This is a genomic window from Acinetobacter sp. YH01021, assembly GCF_013420255.1.
GTDB lineage: Bacteria > Pseudomonadota > Gammaproteobacteria > Pseudomonadales > Moraxellaceae > Acinetobacter.
Genome location: NZ_VOYO01000016.1, coordinates 1 through 17,717, shown reverse-complemented (window position 1 = coordinate 17,717; position 17,717 = coordinate 1). Strand labels below are relative to the sequence as shown.

The window sequence follows — 17,717 nt, the reverse complement described above, 5'->3', positions numbered from 1 at the left end:
TTGATGTACTGTTTAAAGTAATTTCTCATTCATATAACGCCAGTAGCGCTTTGGCACATATTGAATATGCAATTTCATGTTCTTGCGCGCCTGAATATTCACACTGTTAAAATAGTCTTTCCAGAGCTGATCATATAGCAGCTCTTGATCATCCAGTTCAATACTGAATGATTGACTATGACCAATCCGGATTTGTGGATCGATTATTTCAGCGTTCATCTCGACCTGATGCATCTGCCTTAAATCATAATAAATACCGTAATTACGCTGCTCGTCATAAATCAGCCAGCTTTGATCCTGATAACGCTCCTGAAAATGTCGGGAAATAATCGGCAAGACATTAAAATCCGGTCTGACCAGACTCAGAAACAAACCATCTTTGGCTTTTTTAAAGCGTACAAAAGCCTCCATACGATGCTTTTCCCGCCCCACTTGCTTGGCCCATTGCGACATGCCGATCACCGCAGTATGACCATAATCTTTATCGACTGGACGCTGGTTTTGAAAGACATAGACTGCAAAATCAAAAAGAGTCTGGAACGCTGCTTCCTGCTCTGACAAAAACGTATAGTAAAAAGCACGCAAACTGCTGGAAGATACTTTCTGCTTTAATCCCTGCCACACCCGCTGCCCATGCTGATCATTAGAGGCCACATGGATAAATTCATCAAATAAACCTGTTTGTGCTTGAGGATTGGCCGTCACTATCACGTTAAATTCTTTAAACTCGAAAGCACGAAATACACAACTGAGCAGACCAGTCATGCTGCCATCAAAACAGTAACTTGCCACTAGAAACCCAATCCTAATTGAGGTGAAAGTTGCTGCTGATATTTGGATTGTCCTGACATCAAAATTTGCTGGCGAATCTGATGGGACTGCTGATCTTTCTTAAATTTCGGTGTATCTGCACAGCGGATAAAATGCTGCGCCCGGTTATAAGCCACGCCCATGCGTTTTAGCTGGTCAATATGAATCTGTCCAAAACGGCGGGCCTGTACAATTTTCTGGGCAGAACGTACACCTATACCGGGTACCCGTAGAATCATTTTATAGTCGGCACGGTTAATATCGACTGGAAAGGCTTCAGGATGACGCAAGGCCCAACTGAGTTTGGGATCAATATCCAGCTCCAGATTCGGATGCTGCTCATCGACAATTTCATCAGCAGCAAAGCCATAAAAACGCATCAGCCAGTCGGATTGATACAGACGATTTTCTCTTAATAAGGGCGGTGCTGAACCGATGGCGGGTAAGGCTTTATCTTCAGGATTAATCGGGATATAACCAGAGAAATACACCCTTTTCAGCTTGAATTCCTTGTAATGCCGATCAGCCATCAAAATAATATCCTGATCGGTTTCACTATGCGCGCCCACCACCATCTGTGTAGTTTGTCCGGCAGGTACAAACTTGGGGACTGACTTGATCAGCTTGCGTTCATCTTTGAGCTGGATCAACCGATCACGCACAATGCCCAAGTCTTTTTGTACTTCGGCATGGGTTTTCTCAGGCGCAAATTTTTGCAGTCCCGCTTCCGTTGGCATTTCCAGATTAATACTCATACGGTCGACATACAGTCCGGCTTCGGTAATGATCTCCTGTGATGCACCCGGAATGGTTTTCAGATGGATATAGCCATTAAAGTTTTCTTCGAGTCTAAGTTTTTTGACCACCTGTAGCATCCGCTCCATGGTGTGATCGGCCGATTTAAAAATCCCCGAACTGAGAAACAGCCCCTCAATATAATTACGTCGATAAAAATTCATGGTCAGATCGACGACTTCCTGCACGGTAAATGCTGCACGCTGGACATCATTGGAACGGCGCGAAACACAATAGGAACAGTCAAAAATACAGACATTAGAGAACAGAATTTTCAGCAAGGAAACACAGCGGCCATCTTCGGTATAACTATGACAGATGCCATTCCCAGTATTGCCCACACCCTTGTCTTTATTTTTACGGTTGCTACCACTAGATGAACAAGACACATCATACTTGGCAGCATCGGCTAAAATTTGCAGTTTTTCACGGATACGATCAGACATGAGCTCAGAGAATATGTGACCAAAAAGCTATTATAAAGTGTTCAATTCTAGGCTAATAAAAGTTCTATCTTCTTGACGACATAGCGTGTCGCAAGAAATGTAAATAACACGTAACCCATGCTGCAGTATTTCAAAATAAAATAACCAATATGATTTGCTTAATTTTGTGCTCAAAGGCAAAGTAAAAGCATAACAAGGAGCAAATCTATGTCTTTATTAGAAAATCTCGGAATTAAACATCCTATTTTCTTGGCACCGATGGTAGGTGTCTCTACGCCCGAGCTTGCTGCCGAAGTGTCCAATCAGGGCGGCTTGGGTTCACTGGGTCTGGGGGCCAGCAGTATCGAGGCTGCACGAGAACAGATTTTAAAGACCCAGGAACTGACAGATTGCCCTTTTCAGGTTAATTTTTTCTGTCATGACACTGTTCCTGTAGATGAGGCTGTAGCGCAGGCATGGATTGCACAGTTTAAAGATAAATTTGCCGAATATGGCGCTCAGGCACCAGATCATTTGGAGTGTATTTATCCGAGTTTTAAAGACAATGATGACTTTCTGAATCTGGTATTAGAAATCAAACCGCGAGCAGTCAGCTTTCATTTTGGGATTCCACATCCGCATCAGATTCAAGCCCTAAAACAAGCAGGGATTCTGACCATGGTATCTGCCACCAATTATGCCGAAGCTAAAGCCATTGATGCAGCCGGAATTGATATCATTATTGCGCAGGGTATTGAGGCTGGTGGCCATCGCGGGATTTTCTCGACCAAGTTTGATGCTTCAGTCAAAACCTCCAATCTGGTGAAGCTGATCAAACAGCATTCTTCCTTGCCGATTGTAGCGGCAGGCGGGATTATGACGGGTGAGCAAGCGCGTCAAATGATGGATTTCGGTGCAGATGCCGTGCAACTTGGGACTGCATTTGTGCAGTGTAAATCTTCTAATGCCAATGATGCCTATCGTAAAGCCTTATTTTCCAAGCCACTCACTCAGGTGAGTGCCAGTATTTCCGGTCGTCCTGCACGTGGCATTATTAACCACTGGCATATTGAGGTGGATACACCCGATCGGCTGGATGTTCCCGCTTATCCATATACTTATGATCTGGCCAAGCAATTACATGCTGCTGCTGCCAAACATGGGGATCAAGGTTATGGTGCGTTCTGGGCAGGTTCGAACGTGGCACAGATTCGTGAAATGGAAGCTTCCGATCTGATTAACCAGCTCATACTGGAAATGAAGCATCTTTAATACTTGAATCATAAAAAAACCTCTCCACATGGAGAGGTTTTTAATTTATCTAGAATTAGCGTGTGACACGATGCCAGGCATCTTTAACTGCAAATTTCGCTTCTTCCCAGTTGAGGCGGGACTCACCTTTTAACTGTTCCCACTTGGTACGCAGTTCAGGTTCGGCACGGTCAAAATCCGTATCATGCTCATACATCGGACGATTTTCATAACCGACCCGGTAAGCACCGCGATAATCACGATCATAATCTAGATCGCCATATGTGCTACGCGTTTCATTGAAATACGGGCGATTATGATACTCATCTCTCCAGTAATTATCTTCTGCACTCAAATGATCTGGATGTCGATAATTATCTGCCTCAGGCAAGTTCTCTGGATGCTGGTAATTATCTGTCTGCTTCCCATGATCGGGCGTTGCAATGTCATTACCTGCAATACCGCCAACCACTCCACCGATAATACCACCCACCACTGCACCTGGAGGACCACCTACCAGACCTGCAACTGCGCCTACCGCAGCTCCGCCCAAAGTACCGGCACTGGTGGCAGCCAGATTATCTTCACCTTCATTCATGTCTGGAACACGAGGATTATCTTTCACGGGTGTATTCAAATCTGGACGTGCATTAGTATCAGTCGGATTGATATTCAGGCCTTCACTGCGTTCTTGTGGCAATTCCGTTGACGTTTTATGGCTAAACTCTGTGACTGGACGATTGGTATTTGTCATTACAGATCTCCCTCAATGATGACGATAAACAAGATGGATCACATCTGGTTTATATCTGGATAGGTTCATCTTTATATCTGGATAGGTTCATCATAGAGGAAGCTTGAGTAAGCAATGTCCAAGTCCTGTCCAGTTTAAGTGAACAAACTGTGCTGCTATGTATTAGACAGGCTGAAGTGTAAACAAAATGCAAAAATCAGCCTGCTCAAGATAAAAAAGGTAGGGATTTCATGCAAAAAATATTACATGATTCGCTGAATTTTGCCCGTCATTACTTGGTTTCCAGTAAATTCACCTGCTCGACCTGTACATCAGTCATGGTTAAACCATGTTCTAGCAGTGCATTAAAATAATCTTCTACCACACGATACTGGTCAGCGGTATTTTCTACCTGATACATGCTTTGACGAAACTCGTTACTGGAACGCAGTCCTTTGGTGTACCAGGCAATATGTTTACGGGAAATTCGGCAGCCGGAATACTCGCCGTAAAATTCGTATAATTCTGTCAAATGTCCCAGCAGTACATCTTTAACTTCTGTAATACTTGGTGCGTCAAGATGTTGACCAGTTTTTAAATAATGGGCAATTTCACGAAAAATCCAGGGGCGACCTTGTGCTGCACGACCAATCATAATTGCGTCTGCACCGGTATAATCCAGCACGTATTTGGCTTTTTCCGGACTGTCGATATCACCGTTGGCAATCACAGGAATCTTCAACATTTCCTTTACGTCTTTGATTAAAGAATAACGCGCGGTATTCAGGTACATATCTTCACGGGTACGGCCATGTAAAGCTAGCGCTGCAATTCCGGCTTGTTCAGCACGTTTAGCGACACGCATAATATTTTCCTGACCGTTCAAATAACCAAGACGGGTTTTTAAGGTCACTGGCACATCAACTGCAGCCACAACTGCATCCAGAATACGCGCAACTAGATCTTCATCCTGCAATAAAGCAGAACCGGCGAGTCGGTTACAGACCTTTTTGGCTGGGCAGCCCATATTAATATCAATAATTTGCGCACCATTGGCCACTTGATAACGTGCCGCTTCAGCCAGATCATGGGGATCTGAACCAGCAATCTGCGCTGAAATCGGTGCCAGCTCTCCATCAAAATTGGCACGATATAAGCTCTTTTTACTCACGCGCAAAGTTTTGTCAGATGTCATCATTTCACTGACCGCATGGCCTGCACCAAAGTATTTGCACAAGGTTCTAAACGGACGATCGGTCACACCTGCCATGGGAGCGACAATCAAATTGTTTGACAGTTGATATGGACCAATATACATATAAATTCATCACTTTTTTGATGGGCATAGTATACTGCATCTGCCTTATTCGCTCATCTTTTCAATTAATTTACGACACCATGAATAAAACTTTCGCTTCTTGTTTTTCTTTTAAGTCATTGTCTGTACTTGTACTTTCTCTGGGTCTTGCCGGTTGTGGCAATGGTTCATGGTGGTCAAAAGATGATGAACCGACACTTGAAGTTGAACATATTCGCAAAGCTATTCCAAACCGTGTCAACCAACGTGAGTCTTGGGCACAAGATATTTATGACATTACCGAACAGCTCGGCATTCCTCAGACCAAGAAAAATGTTTGTACGATTGTGGCAGTGGTTGATCAGGAATCTAACTTTGTTGCAGATCCTACTGTTCCGGGTTTGGGTGAAAAGGCGGTTAAGGAAGTCCAAGGTCGCCTTGATGAAAAATTCAAAGATAAGCTTGGTCAAGCAATTGGTGGCACAGTTGCAGGATATTTCCAGGAAGTTCTCAAGAACCATCCGAGTCCTGAAGACAACTACTTAAGCCAGATGCACCGGGTCAAAACCGAACGTGAACTCGACGAATTATATCGTGAAATATTTGATTATATGTCAAAGCATTATCATGTTAGCGCCCTGACTGGTGCTGCCAAACTGGTCGGCCAGAATATTGGCGAGAAAATGAATCCAATTACCACCTTGGGTTCAATGCAGGTACATATCAGCTATGCGAAAGAACATAAACGCCAAGGCGGCAATATCGCAGAGTTACGTACCGATCTCTACAGTCAATATGGCGGTCTGTATTATGGGATTCATCGCCTGATGATGTATCCGGCGGATTATGACAAGCCGATTTACCGTTTTGCAGATTATAACTCGGGCATGTATTCCAGTCGAAATGCTGCTTTTCAGAGCATGCTGAATGATTTGACTGAGGCCGAACTCGATTTGGATGGCGATTTATTACTCTACACCAAAGATGGCGCAATCCGTTCGCAGAAGAGTCAATCTGAGCGTGAGTTAATCAGTGTTTTTGCCAAAAATAATTTTATTATTACTGAACGTCAGATCCGGGCTGATTTAAAGAAAGAAAAAGATAAAGACTTTGAAGATACGATGACTTATCGTGGTGTCAGCAAGCTTTATCAGGAAAAAACGGGTAAAGATCCTATCTATGCCATTATGCCTGAAGTGGTCATTTCCGGACCAAAATTAAGTCGTGATTATAATACTAACTGGTTTGCTACCCGCGTCGATGGTCGATATCAAACATGCATGCGCAAAATCAAAAATCTAAAACTCTAGCCTTATTTGATTTTGATGGAACCCTGTATCTACATGATAGCTTTACCGGGTTCATTTTCCATGCCTTAAGAAAACGGCATATTGTGAAACGCGGCATGCAAATTTTGCCATGGATACAGGCCTATTATTTAAATTTCTATCCGGCACACCGCATGCGACCCAAATTGTATGCCAGCATGTTTAAAAACAGTGATGCAGAGGAAATTCTGCAATTAGCTCAGGATTATGCACAACAACTAATATTCAAGTTGAATCCGAAATTATTAGAACAACTTAAACAGCATCAACAATTAGGACATGAAATCGTGCTGGTATCAGCCTCATTGGATTTGTATCTTAAACCGGTGTGCAGTTATTTAAATATCGATTTAATCTGTAGCGAAGTTGAAATCAAAGCTGGGAAATTGACAGGGTTTTATCAAACTCCTGACTGTAGTAACACACAAAAGAAAATTAGAATTCTAGAAAAATATAATCTGGATAATTATGCTGAAATTTATGCTTATGGGAATAGCAAGGAAGATATAGAAATGCTCAGTCTGGCGCAGCAAAGCTATTTTGAGGGTCAAGATCAACAGCTTCCAAAAATTAATATTTCAGCTCATTCGATGCCATATTAGTCCTTTCCATTCTATCGGGTTAACCTACTAAACACCTTTAGACAACGCTATAAATGGCAGATTAACTTTTTTACTTTATGCCTTGAAATCATCTTAAATAGCTTCGTAATCAGGATTTTTACTTCCTGAAGTATTCGCCTCCTAGCTAAAAAAACCACTTCATTTGAAGTAGTTTTTTTAGCTTTAAGAAAAATTATTTCTTAAACGGAAATGCATATTTCACAATACGTTTGATCACACTACCATACTGTTTTACCAAGCTGGCATTGTTATAGTTCAAACCATATTTTTCACAAACAGCCTGAACTTTCGGTGCCATTTGACGATAGCGACGTGCAGGCACATCAGGATACAAATGATGTTCAATCTGATGACTTAAATGACCCGTCAAGATATGAAACGCTTCAGAACCGGTCAGGTTAGATGAACCACGGATCTGACGCATATACCAGTGACCACGACTTTCATTTTGAAGTACCGATTTTGGGAACACTTCGACATCTTTGGTAAAGTGACCACAAAAAATAATACTAAAGGTCCAGATATTACGCAGACCATTGGCCACCATATTACCGGTCAAAACCGGTAAAGCCGCAGGACCTGCTATCAATGGAAAGAATACATAATCCTTAAACAACTGTTTACCAATTTTGCTCTGCATTGGACGCCATTCTTCTTTGGTCTGCTCTTTGCTTTTGCGACCTTTGAAGTATTTACCCAATTCAAGATTCTGAATCGCAACACCCCACTGGAACAATAAACAGAATGGCACTGCATAAATCGGTTGCAATAAATAACCCGGTTTCCAGCGCTGTTCCGGGAACAAGCGTAATAGACCATAACCGATATCATCATCCATACCCTTAATATTGGTATAAGTATGATGCTTAAAGTTATGGGTTTGACGCCAGTTGTCTGAAGTCCCTACAATATCCCATTCATAAGTCTGACCATTGAGTTTAGGATCATTCATCCAGTCATATTGACCATGCATGACGTTATGACCCAACTCCATGTTTTCCATGATTTTGGCAAAGCCTAATAGACCTGTGCCTAGCAACCATGCTGGCGGGAACCAGCCTGCAAACAATAAGGCGCGACCGGCAATCGATGAGTAACGAATGGTTGAATAGACACGACGGATATATTTCGCATCTTTTTCACCTAGATCATCTAGCACTTCTTGCTTAATCGCATCGAGCTCACGTGCAAGTTCATCAAGTTCAAACTGGGTTAATTCACGGTTTTTAGGATTTTTAAAATACTGTAATTTTACTGGCATATTCATAAGATAAAACTCGCTTATAAGTCGATGACAAGGTCAGTCTGCGCTGAGTTAATACAAATTTTGAGCAGGTTGCCGGGTTCGGTATTTTGTGCACCGTTGACCAAATTCTTGGTCGAACCTTCTACTTTATTGCAGGCACATTTATTACAAATGCCCATACGGCAACCATGGGTCGGTTTAATATTTTGCTGTTCCAGGCTCACTAGAATGGATTGGCCTTTTGGAATGCTGACAATTTTTTTCGACTGGGTCAGGGTGACATTAATAAAGCCGGTATCCGATAGATCCGCCAAACTCATGCTAAAGGCTTCACCTTTAAACTGTTTTGCCTGAGCAAAAAGCTGTTCTGCTTTAGATACAAAACCTGAAGGACCACAGCAATATACGATGCTATTTTCCAGATTTTGCAGATCTGTCAGATAGGTTTCATCCAGACGTGCAGCAGCTGGCTGTTCTTGAGTGGCATACACATGAAATGAGAAATTTGCATGTTTCTGAGCAAGCTCTTCAAACCGTGCTTTAAATGCGGCATCCTGATCTTTTTTAACCCAGTACCAGAGAGTGACCGGTGCAGATAGTTCACCTTTTTTGCTCAAGCTTTCCAGCATACTGAGCATTGGGGTAATACCACTCCCTGCTGCAAGCAAGATCAATGGACTCGTCTGCACAGGCAAGGTCATATCACCATAAGGCTGACCAAATTCGATCACATCACCTACTTGTGCCTGTTCTGCCAACCAGGTACTGACTTTACCGGCATTGACTTTTTTCACGGTCAATAAAACATGTTGCGCATCTACACGGGTCAAACTATAGCTACGTTCATAACGGATGCCGTTTACCACCACATAGACCGGATGATGCTGCCCTGCTTCACCAAACTTAAATAAGCGATTCACTTGAATTTTCAGACTCAGCATATCCTGTGCTGCATTTTCTATATGCACGATCTTGCCTAATGGCTGATTCAACGACCATACAGGATTGAGTTTCTGAATCCAGAAATTAATTGCATGCTGATCAACTACACTATCAGACAGTGCATTCAATGGCATTTTAAGTTTTTGCAGTACATGCATCGTTTGTGACATCACCTTGGGTTTTTAATTATTATACACATGTATATATATTTGTATATACAACCGTATTGTTTCTAATCATTTCACAAGCTTAACTGGCTCGGTTATAATAAAATGATTCATGCATGAACCTATCGATGAACGAGCCTTCAATGAAAATAAGCAGTGACGCATCTTTATTACAATCGAAAAGCATTGATGAGCCGATTATCGTACGGAGTGTCGGTCGCAAGGCCACCATTACCAAGGAAGAACTGTTTCAGGCTGCGTTGAATCTGATTGGGCCACAAAAAAGTATTTCCTCTTTAAGTCTACGTGAAGTCGCGCGTGAAGCTGGTATTGCACCGAACAGCTTCTATCGTCATTTTAAAGATATTGATGAACTGGCCATTGAGCTGATTGATCGTGCCGGGATTGTATTGCGTCAGATTTTGCATGAAGCACGTCTGCAAGCTTCTCGCCAGAACAGCATTATCCGCAGTTCTGTAGAAGTCTTTATTGCCCAGCTGGATGCCGATGAAGGCAATCTGAGCCTGTTATTACGTGAAGGCTATACCGGTTCCAAATCTTATAAACAGGCGGTGGAACGCCAATTAAATTATTTTCAGCAGGAACTTCAGGAAGATTTAATTCGTCTGGAACGCCTAAACAATAAGAAGTTATTTCATCCCGATATTGCAGCCAAAGCCATTACCCAACTGGTCTTCAACATGGGTGCTAATGTGATTGATATGCCTGCCGAAGACCGCAAAGAAATTGCCGAACAGACCATGATCATGATCCGGATGATCCTTGAAGGTGCACGTCATCTGGAAGATTCTCAGCTGCGCTAATTTTCCGATTTGCATGAACTAGTATAAAAAGAGACGTAATCAGCGTCTCTTTTTTATGATGATTACAAAAGTGCGAGTTGAGCTTTGACTGCCTTTGCAGTGGCTTCCGGATACTCAAGCGGGAACATATGCCCGCCCTCGACCACAGAATAATTAATCCGATAAATCTTGTGCATCCCTTGTGGCAACCCCTGCTGATAAAACTGGCTTTGCTCTGCAGTCATCAGATGCATCGGCACTTCAGGCGGTCGGCGTGGCGTTCTCCACCACCAGGCTGGCACAGTCCGGAAGATTTCCGCTTCTATCTGTTTTGGAATAGTTAACGTCACCCCACCACGTTCAGGTTCTGGCTGAATGCCGCTCTCGATATAATCAGCAAAACACTGCTCATCGAAATTTTTAAATAAGCGGTTAAACCGGAGTGCTTCAATAGCGACCTGTTTTGATGACCAATAATCTTTGCGTTTTAGCGTAATTCCTGCGGGTGTATAACCATCGACACTTTTTAGATTCAGCTTTTTGATCAGTTCAAACATGGCGCTGTTTTTTCCAATCACAAATGGTGGATCCATAATGATCAGCTTGGAAAACAGTTCGGGACGTCGATACGCCGCCATAAGGGTCACCAGACCACCAAAGGAATGTCCTAAGCCAATCACTTGCTGCTGAGGAAACTGCTGCTCGATATCTGCAATGACTTCATCGACCAGATAACGCCAGTCTCGCGTAATTGGATATTGTGGGTTCATGCCGATAAAGGGAATCGCTTTGACCTCATAGTCTTGCTGAAAACAGTCCAGAAACTTCCGATAAGTTGCCGAAGGGATACCATTGGCATGGGTAAAATGTAAGGCTTGCTTCATTATTTTTAAACGCAGTGCGTATTCATCCTGAAATCGTAAGATGAGCTTACCGCTTTAAAGATTTATTCGGCAGCGCAAAAATGCTCAAAGCATGACCTCAAAGTCATTTCTCTGTATTCCTTCAGAATTTAAAGTCTATTTCTGCGATACAGTCAAATGTTGCATCGGTAGAAAAGTCGCGCCGCAACTGGCCTTATCCCCCGCGATGACCACTGCCCGTCCTTTGACAGTAATAGACAAATTGCTGGAAATTGCGGTGACCATAGTCTGGCATTTGGGACAATAATGCTTCATGCCATTTAAATGTACGGCAATACCATTGATCAAAAAAGAGAGTTCGCATTCAGTCACCATGCCGCCATGACTGGTCTTTGTGCCAAGGGTAATCAGTGCTTTTGACATACTTTGTCATTCTTATTATTCAGTAGCCTAATTTTAAACAGGAGGAAAATAACAGACCAGCATTCTCCGACCAAAAAAATAATAAACCCGGATTTTGCCTATAAAAAAAGCAGCCCGAAAGCTGCATTTTTTTATTGCGTAAAGCTTAAGGCTTGACCACGACCATCACCTGAATTGCTTCCGGTGTTACCGATAGACCATCCAGCAGGCTTAAACCTTCTTTCTGCAACTTTTGTAAACGTGCAATTTCATCTTCACGGATACTTGGATTGAACTGTTTCAGATAGGTCAGGCGATCAATTTCATATTGCCATTTATTGCCATACACTTCTTTGGCTTGCTGCTTGAAGCCAGGCAATGCACTGCGTGCCAGTTCAAGCGCTTGCTGATAACGTGCCTCAATCACATCACGACGTGCTTTCACCACCTGACGGCAACTATTGCCATCTAAATGATGCAAGTACGGTTTCAGGATTTCTGGTGCAATCTTTTGTGATAGATCCTGACCTTTTTCACTGAGCAAGACACGAATCAACTGTTGCGGCAAGCTAGACGGCAAGTTCAATGCTTTCGGAGCCACCACATCGACCTTGAACCATACTTCAAGTAATACCGAACCCTGTGGCAGTGCTGCAGATTTTAGTACCGCAACGTTAGTGCTACCAAAGCCTTGCGTATTGATCATTTCCATCACACTTTCAGTGAATGGATGTTCCAGTGTCAGGTATTGCGCATCTTCGCGGATTTGTGCCTGATCACGATAGAAAGTCGCTGTAATCCCTTCTTCATCCAACGTCAAACCTTGAACCTGCATTTGATCGGTTGGCTTGATGATCACTGTACCGTTACTTTGCTCGTCAAAGTCGATATTCGTAGACGCCATAAAGCGCTTCATGAAAATCGGCAAAGTGGTATTGTCATCATAGTCTTCAAGCGCGTTGACAATTTCCTGTGCCACCACCGGACGGCAAGAGTTGTATTCAAGCAAACGGTCTCGACCTTCCTGCAATTCAGCTTCCAGCGCTTCACGTTGCACGCTAACTTCTTCCAGCAGGTCTTCAAAATCTTGACCTTTGTCTGCCAATAGACAGTCTTTCAAGCGAACAATAAAATTTTCTTGCAAGGTTTGTGCAGCTGGAGAAATATTGCTGAAGATATTCAGCGCTTCGTTATACCAGCGGAACATACGTTCTTGTGCAGTTCCCACCAGATAAGGCACATGAATCTGAATCCGGTTTTCCTGACCGATACGATCCAGACGACCAATACGCTGTTCCAACACGTCCGGGTTCGCAGGTAGGTCAAACAGAATCAGGTCAGAGGCAAACTGGAAGTTACGACCTTCCGAACCAATTTCCGAGCAGAGTAAAATCTGCGCGCCATACGAATCTTCAGCAAAATAAGCTGCGGCCTGGTCACGTTCTAATAAGCTCATGCCTTCATGGAACATGGCGGTACGAATACCGGCATGTAAGCGCAGTACATTTTCCAGCGCTTCAACCACTGGCCCGCTACGCGCAATCAGTAAGACTTTTTTGTGTTTTAAATCGGTACGCAAACGCTCCATCAGCCACATCACGCGTGGATCGGCTTCCATCCATGCGCCATCGAGCTGCGCCTCTTCAGGCCACATCTGTTCACGCAACTTGCCATCTTTCGACCAGTTTTCTGGTGCTGGCAATGGTGCCGGCTGACAGTCACGACCCGGGAAACCTTGAATGGCTTCACGTGTATTACGGAACAGGATACGACCTGTACCATGACGGTCTAAAAGTTCGTGAATGGCACGGAAACGCTGTTCAGGCTGATCTTCAATCGGATGACCTAACAAGGCTTCAATCGCAGTTAAATGCTCGGCTTCTAGCGGCATGTCTGACATCAGCACTTCTGCAATTTTAGCTGTATGCTGATACTGTGCTTCTTCGTCGAGGAAACGATCCAGCGAGTTAAAACGCTGTGGATCAAGCAAACGTAGGCGTGCAAAGTGACTTTCCACACCGAGCTGTTCAGGTGTTGCCGTCAATAACAACACGCCCGGCGTATGTTCAGCCAGCTCTTCGACCAGATCATAACGGTCATTACCACCATCTTCTTCACTCCACATCAAATGATGCGCTTCATCGACCACCAACAAATCGAAACCTGCTTCAAGTGCCTGTTCACGCAGATCTTCATGGTCGACCATCAAATCGACAGAGGCAATAATTTTTTGTTCGGTCAGGAATGGGTTCTGTTCAGGATCATGTTCTTTGATCGATGCCGTACGAGTCAAATCAAACAGCGAGAACTCAAGATTGAAACGACGGCGCATCTCGATCATCCACTGATATTGCAGTGAATCCGGCACTAAAATCAGGATACGTTCAGAACGGCCAGTTTTCAGCTGTTGATGGATGATCAGACCCGCTTCAATAGTTTTACCCAGACCCACTTCATCGGCCAGTAATACACGCGGTGCAAAACGCTGACCAACTTCATGCGCAATATAAAGCTGATGCGGAATCAGACCGACACGTGAACCCACCAGACCACGCAGTGGACTGCTTTGCATATTGGCCTGCATCAGCAGTGCTTCAATACGCAGGTCATACCATTCTTTATAATCAACCTGACTGGCCAATAAACGGTCTAGAGGCTTAGACAGCTGGATGGTCGCACCAATACGGGTTTCATTCAGCGATTTACGTTCTTCAGTTCCATCTTCCAAGGTACGAACGACATGATAACGCACCACGCCATTGCGGTCTTCAACGGATTCTACAATCCACTTGGTCCCTTCCTGATCCTGTAATTCATCTTTCACATTAAATACGATACGAGATAAGGGTGCATTGCTGCGTGCATAGACGCGGGTTTCATCGCTTTTCGGGAATAAAATGCTGACCGACCGCTCATCAACATCAATAAGAACGCCTAAACCGAGTTCTGTTTCAGTATCTGATAACCAACGTTGACCAATAGCAAATTGCTGCAATTTTTCCACCTTTATCTTAAGTACAAGATTATGAATATTAGGCTCAATCACGAAACGTCATTGGAGCAAAATTCCACACCTTCAAGCAATGTATTTTGACATAAAGCCCACTAAAAAGTGAGCATAATTCACGCCGATTAAAGAAGTATTTCCTAGAACGGCGCCGGACAATAAAATTCGACCAACTGCTCTGTTTGAGGATGATAAAAACTCAAACGTTCCGCGTGTAAACATAAACGCGAGCTGAGCTGTTGCTGTTCGGATGTCGCATATAAGGTATCGCCAATAATCGGATGTCCGAGATATTGCATATGCACCCGTAGCTGATGTGAACGGCCGGTAATTGGGGTCAGTTTCACCCGAGTCACGGGCTGTCCCTGAATATTAAAATGTTCGATCGCCTGCCAATGCGTGATGGCCGGCTTATTATGTGCGGGATCTGCGATATGTAAGGGGGGACGGCTTGGATCATACACCACTGGCACTTCAATAGTGCCTTCACCTTCGAGTGTACCGGCAACCATAGCCTGATAGGTTTTATCAGTCTGGCGTTCCTGAAACTGGCGGGAAATGGTTTTTTGTCCCCATTTGCTCAGACCAAAGGCCAAAATACCGGATGTATCGCGATCCAGTCGATGAATCAGTAAAGTTTTGGGTTCTAATTTGACCAGACGGTTGATCAGGCAATCTTGTAAGTCTTCTGTTTTACCGGGAACTGTGAGTAAACCTGCAGGTTTGTGGATGACCATGAAATCGTCATCACGATGTATCAGATGTTCGGTTAGAAAATTACTCAAAGTTCAATCCCAGGCTGATCGTGAAAAACAAGGCGGCAATGATAGAAAGCTTAGCCAATAATTACAATGCGCATTTATGTAAATGACGATGAAATTTCCGATTTAGCGCATAAAATTGCTCAATCGCAGCGCATCAACCTGAGGATTTTAAAATGAAGCTTGCCAATTCGTGCAAAGACGGATGTTTTAGCACATCTTCATAACGGATATTGGCACCATGTGCACGCCATATACCGACTAGACTCACCACCGCTACCGAATCCAGACCATAATTTTTTAAGTCGACATAGGGATCAATTTCCAAAGCATCCATATCCAGCTGTTCTGCGACAGCCAACATAATGCCTTTGGCCGACAATACATATTCGGAAGATGCGCTTAAATCCCATAAGCGGGTCAGGCTATAGGTATTTAAGTGATGTATCCCCTGTGCTGAAATGTTTTCGATCCATTGAATATGCTGATCTTGATTCGCCAATAAAATCACATCATCGACCACACCGATTTGATCCGTCACACTCATCAGATGCGGCAAAATCTGTTTCAGCATCGGTGTAACCTGCCCGGCAAAAATCAGTTGCGGATGCATTGAGGCATATTCTCCCAATTGCTGCATGCCTTGCATCAGGTCATCACCATATAAGTCAACAATCGGAATATCGAGTGCTTTGGCTTTATTGCTGATCTGGATCAGATGACTCATTAGGTCGCTTTCTTGTATGCCTACCATCATCCTTAAATTTTGTAATCCCACTAAAACCAAAACAGATTCATTTGATGCAAGCTGCCATTTGGCTTGGGATGGAGCAAGTTGGATTTTTTTAGGGATGGGGTACAGCATGGGAGGCTCTTATAAATACAAAATAGCATGATGATTCATGCTATTTTAGTTTAGCATCGATTTGAAAAACACTTTGATTTCACAGAGGTTTATTGTTCTAATTTCGTATCATCGCCATTATGTTAAATGGCTTTAATTTTGCTTAGCCCTATATTCATTAAATGCTAGAAGCATTCCCTCTTTTTGTTCTGCGGAGGCATCTGGAAATGAATAAAATCTTTCATAATCTTTTCTAAATTGGCTGCTTTCAATTCTTTTAGCTAAGTCATCAATAAAACCTTTTCCTTGAGTCTGATATTGCTGAATCGTTTGTTTATCTAGGCAGATAGTTTTCGCCCAAGAAACTGCACTCATATTTATACAAACATTGAGGTATATATTTTCGCTATCCTCATATAGTTCCCAAAAATAAGGCTCCATTTCTATAAGTTGCATTTCACTAGTATTTCCAAACTTTTAATTATTTCTAAAATTAACATAATACACGTTATACGAAATTCTTTTGTTAGAACCCATTTAAAGTGTCTATATTCTCACCAATAAAAATGTCTGGTTTATGATGGTTTTTATCACCATGGACTGGATATAAAATATAGATGCTGATCACTATGTCTGATAAAGAAATTCAACGTCTTGCAGTTCTGCAAGACGTTAGAGATCATCGTATTACCCAGGTCCGTGCTGCTGAAATCCTGAATCTTTCCACCCGTCAAATTACCCGGTTATTGCAGAAGCTCAATCAAGATGGTGTCTCAGGTATGGCACATGCCAGTCGTGGTCAACCGGGTCATCGTCGCCATGACGTCCTGTTAAAATCAGAATGTCTTTCCATTATTTCTGAACATTTACTTGGCTTTGGTCCTACATTGGCTCATGAGAAGCTCAGCAGCATGTTTGGCCTGCATATCCCGGTAGAAACGGTTCGTCGCTGGATGACTGCAAATGACCTCTGGATTCCTCGATCCAAGCGCCTGAAACGTCCATATCAGCCTCGATACAACCGTGATTGCTTCGGTGAGCTGATCCAGATCGATGGCTCATATCATGACTGGTTTGAAGGTCGAGCTTCCAAATGCTGCTTGCTAGTTTATATCGATGACGCCACTGGAAAGCTGTTGCATCTGCGCTTTTGTGAGGCTGAAACGACCTTTGATTATATGCTTTCAACCCGAGCCTACATTGAGCAATACGGCAAGCCTTTAGCGTTTTATAGCCATAAACACTCGGTATTCCGAGTGAATCAGAAATCGAGCCAAGATAGCCAGATCACGCAATTTGGGCGGATTCTGAATGAGTTAAATATTGATATTATCTTCGCCAACTCACCCCAGGCCAAAGGCCGTGTGGAACGTGCCAATAGAACACTCCAGGATCGCCTGATCAAGGAAATGCGCCTAGA

The 17,717-nt window shown here is 43.3% G+C and carries 16 protein-coding genes and 1 pseudogene; 5 read left to right on the top strand and 12 right to left on the bottom strand.

Annotated features, from left to right (window positions below; all coding sequences use genetic code 11):
* Positions 1 to 12: 12 nt before the first annotated feature.
* Both FTT86_RS11625 and FTT86_RS11620 read right to left on the bottom strand, forming a co-directional pair.
* Complete coding sequence (locus FTT86_RS11625; protein WP_004279976.1) at positions 13 to 792, bottom strand: TIGR03915 family putative DNA repair protein; 780 nt, start codon at positions 790 to 792, stop codon at positions 13 to 15.
* Positions 792 to 2,051 (bottom strand): putative DNA modification/repair radical SAM protein, encoded by a 1,260-nt coding sequence (locus FTT86_RS11620; protein ID WP_005104366.1) that lies wholly within the window; start codon positions 2,049 to 2,051, stop codon positions 792 to 794. The genes FTT86_RS11625 and FTT86_RS11620 overlap by 1 nt, the downstream gene beginning before the upstream one ends.
* A gap of 207 nt (positions 2,052 to 2,258) precedes the next feature.
* On the opposite strand from FTT86_RS11620, the gene FTT86_RS11615 reads away from it, so the two are divergent.
* A complete protein-coding gene (locus tag FTT86_RS11615; RefSeq protein ID WP_180181275.1) occupies positions 2,259 to 3,302 on the top strand; it encodes a nitronate monooxygenase family protein in 1,044 nt (347 codons plus the stop codon).
* A gap of 55 nt (positions 3,303 to 3,357) precedes the next feature.
* Here FTT86_RS11615 and FTT86_RS11610 read toward each other — a convergent pair whose 3' ends face one another.
* Both FTT86_RS11610 and dusB read right to left on the bottom strand, forming a co-directional pair.
* Positions 3,358 to 4,035 carry a hypothetical protein gene (locus FTT86_RS11610; RefSeq protein WP_004279982.1) on the bottom strand — a complete coding sequence of 226 codons (678 nt, stop codon included), beginning with the start codon at positions 4,033 to 4,035 and terminating at the stop codon, positions 3,358 to 3,360.
* A 271-nt stretch (positions 4,036 to 4,306) separates the two neighbouring features.
* Positions 4,307 to 5,332, bottom strand: coding sequence for a tRNA dihydrouridine synthase DusB (dusB, locus tag FTT86_RS11605; protein ID WP_180181274.1), 1,026 nt, complete (start codon positions 5,330 to 5,332; stop codon positions 4,307 to 4,309).
* Positions 5,333 to 5,412: 80 nt separating this feature from the next.
* Here dusB and FTT86_RS11600 point away from each other — a divergent pair, with 80 nt between their 5' ends.
* Both FTT86_RS11600 and FTT86_RS11595 read left to right on the top strand, forming a co-directional pair.
* A complete protein-coding gene (locus FTT86_RS11600) occupies positions 5,413 to 6,621 on the top strand; it encodes a DUF1615 family protein (RefSeq protein ID WP_071851204.1) in 1,209 nt (402 codons plus the stop codon).
* Positions 6,588 to 7,241, top strand: a complete 654-nt coding sequence (locus FTT86_RS11595) for an HAD-IB family hydrolase (protein ID WP_071851202.1) — start codon at positions 6,588 to 6,590, stop codon at positions 7,239 to 7,241. Before FTT86_RS11600 ends, FTT86_RS11595 begins: the two co-directional genes overlap by 34 nt.
* Before the next feature lie 193 nt (positions 7,242 to 7,434).
* Here FTT86_RS11595 and FTT86_RS11590 read toward each other — a convergent pair whose 3' ends face one another.
* Positions 7,435 to 8,529 (bottom strand): acyl-CoA desaturase, encoded by a 1,095-nt coding sequence (locus tag FTT86_RS11590; RefSeq protein WP_004646650.1) that lies wholly within the window; start codon positions 8,527 to 8,529, stop codon positions 7,435 to 7,437.
* Positions 8,530 to 8,543: 14 nt separating this feature from the next.
* Positions 8,544 to 9,608 carry a flavin reductase family protein gene (locus FTT86_RS11585; RefSeq protein ID WP_026055790.1) on the bottom strand — a complete coding sequence of 355 codons (1,065 nt, stop codon included), beginning with the start codon at positions 9,606 to 9,608 and terminating at the stop codon, positions 8,544 to 8,546.
* Between the two features lie 152 nt (positions 9,609 to 9,760).
* Here FTT86_RS11585 and fabR point away from each other — a divergent pair, with 152 nt between their 5' ends.
* Positions 9,761 to 10,441: an HTH-type transcriptional repressor FabR gene (fabR, locus tag FTT86_RS11580; RefSeq protein ID WP_004646648.1), complete on the top strand. Its 681-nt coding sequence runs from the start codon at positions 9,761 to 9,763 to the stop codon at positions 10,439 to 10,441.
* A gap of 62 nt (positions 10,442 to 10,503) precedes the next feature.
* On the opposite strand, the gene FTT86_RS11575 is transcribed toward fabR, so the two are convergent.
* From FTT86_RS11575 to FTT86_RS11550, 6 genes are all read right to left on the bottom strand, one after another.
* Complete coding sequence (locus tag FTT86_RS11575) at positions 10,504 to 11,304, bottom strand: alpha/beta fold hydrolase (RefSeq protein WP_180087241.1); 801 nt, start codon at positions 11,302 to 11,304, stop codon at positions 10,504 to 10,506.
* A gap of 135 nt (positions 11,305 to 11,439) precedes the next feature.
* Positions 11,440 to 11,706 carry a PAAR domain-containing protein gene (locus FTT86_RS11570; RefSeq protein WP_004646645.1) on the bottom strand — a complete coding sequence of 89 codons (267 nt, stop codon included), beginning with the start codon at positions 11,704 to 11,706 and terminating at the stop codon, positions 11,440 to 11,442.
* Positions 11,707 to 11,851: 145 nt separating this feature from the next.
* Complete coding sequence (gene rapA / locus FTT86_RS11565) at positions 11,852 to 14,689, bottom strand: RNA polymerase-associated protein RapA (protein WP_016807124.1); 2,838 nt, start codon at positions 14,687 to 14,689, stop codon at positions 11,852 to 11,854.
* Positions 14,690 to 14,832: 143 nt separating this feature from the next.
* The gene (locus FTT86_RS11560) at positions 14,833 to 15,477 is read right to left on the bottom strand and encodes an RluA family pseudouridine synthase (RefSeq protein WP_004646642.1); all 645 of its coding nucleotides are present in this window, start codon (positions 15,475 to 15,477) and stop codon (positions 14,833 to 14,835) included.
* 133 nt (positions 15,478 to 15,610) lie between these two features.
* Complete coding sequence (locus tag FTT86_RS11555) at positions 15,611 to 16,318, bottom strand: phosphopantetheine-binding protein (protein ID WP_004646641.1); 708 nt, start codon at positions 16,316 to 16,318, stop codon at positions 15,611 to 15,613.
* Positions 16,319 to 16,450: 132 nt separating this feature from the next.
* Positions 16,451 to 16,753 (bottom strand): hypothetical protein, encoded by a 303-nt coding sequence (locus tag FTT86_RS11550; protein ID WP_180087240.1) that lies wholly within the window; start codon positions 16,751 to 16,753, stop codon positions 16,451 to 16,453.
* Positions 16,754 to 16,914: 161 nt separating this feature from the next.
* Here FTT86_RS11550 and FTT86_RS11545 point away from each other — a divergent pair.
* Positions 16,915 to 17,717 (top strand): annotated as a pseudogene (locus FTT86_RS11545) (ISNCY-like element ISAba32 family transposase); the annotation flags it as partial.

Coding starts and splice junctions, on each gene's coding strand:
- FTT86_RS11620 (WP_005104366.1), bottom strand. CDS start 2,051: ATGTCTGATCGTATCCGTGAAAAACTGCAAATTTTAGCCGATGCTGCC.
- FTT86_RS11615 (WP_180181275.1), top strand. CDS start 2,259: ATGTCTTTATTAGAAAATCTCGGAATTAAACATCCTATTTTCTTGGCA.
- FTT86_RS11610 (WP_004279982.1), bottom strand. CDS start 4,035: ATGACAAATACCAATCGTCCAGTCACAGAGTTTAGCCATAAAACGTCA.
- dusB (WP_180181274.1), bottom strand. CDS start 5,332: ATGTATATTGGTCCATATCAACTGTCAAACAATTTGATTGTCGCTCCC.
- FTT86_RS11600 (WP_071851204.1), top strand. CDS start 5,413: ATGAATAAAACTTTCGCTTCTTGTTTTTCTTTTAAGTCATTGTCTGTA.
- FTT86_RS11595 (WP_071851202.1), top strand. CDS start 6,588: ATGCATGCGCAAAATCAAAAATCTAAAACTCTAGCCTTATTTGATTTT.
- FTT86_RS11590 (WP_004646650.1), bottom strand. CDS start 8,529: ATGAATATGCCAGTAAAATTACAGTATTTTAAAAATCCTAAAAACCGT.
- FTT86_RS11585 (WP_026055790.1), bottom strand. CDS start 9,608: ATGCATGTACTGCAAAAACTTAAAATGCCATTGAATGCACTGTCTGAT.
- fabR (WP_004646648.1), top strand. CDS start 9,761: ATGAAAATAAGCAGTGACGCATCTTTATTACAATCGAAAAGCATTGAT.
- FTT86_RS11575 (WP_180087241.1), bottom strand. CDS start 11,304: ATGAAGCAAGCCTTACATTTTACCCATGCCAATGGTATCCCTTCGGCA.
- FTT86_RS11570 (WP_004646645.1), bottom strand. CDS start 11,706: ATGTCAAAAGCACTGATTACCCTTGGCACAAAGACCAGTCATGGCGGC.
- FTT86_RS11555 (WP_004646641.1), bottom strand. CDS start 16,318: ATGCTGTACCCCATCCCTAAAAAAATCCAACTTGCTCCATCCCAAGCC.
- FTT86_RS11550 (WP_180087240.1), bottom strand. CDS start 16,753: ATGCAACTTATAGAAATGGAGCCTTATTTTTGGGAACTATATGAGGAT.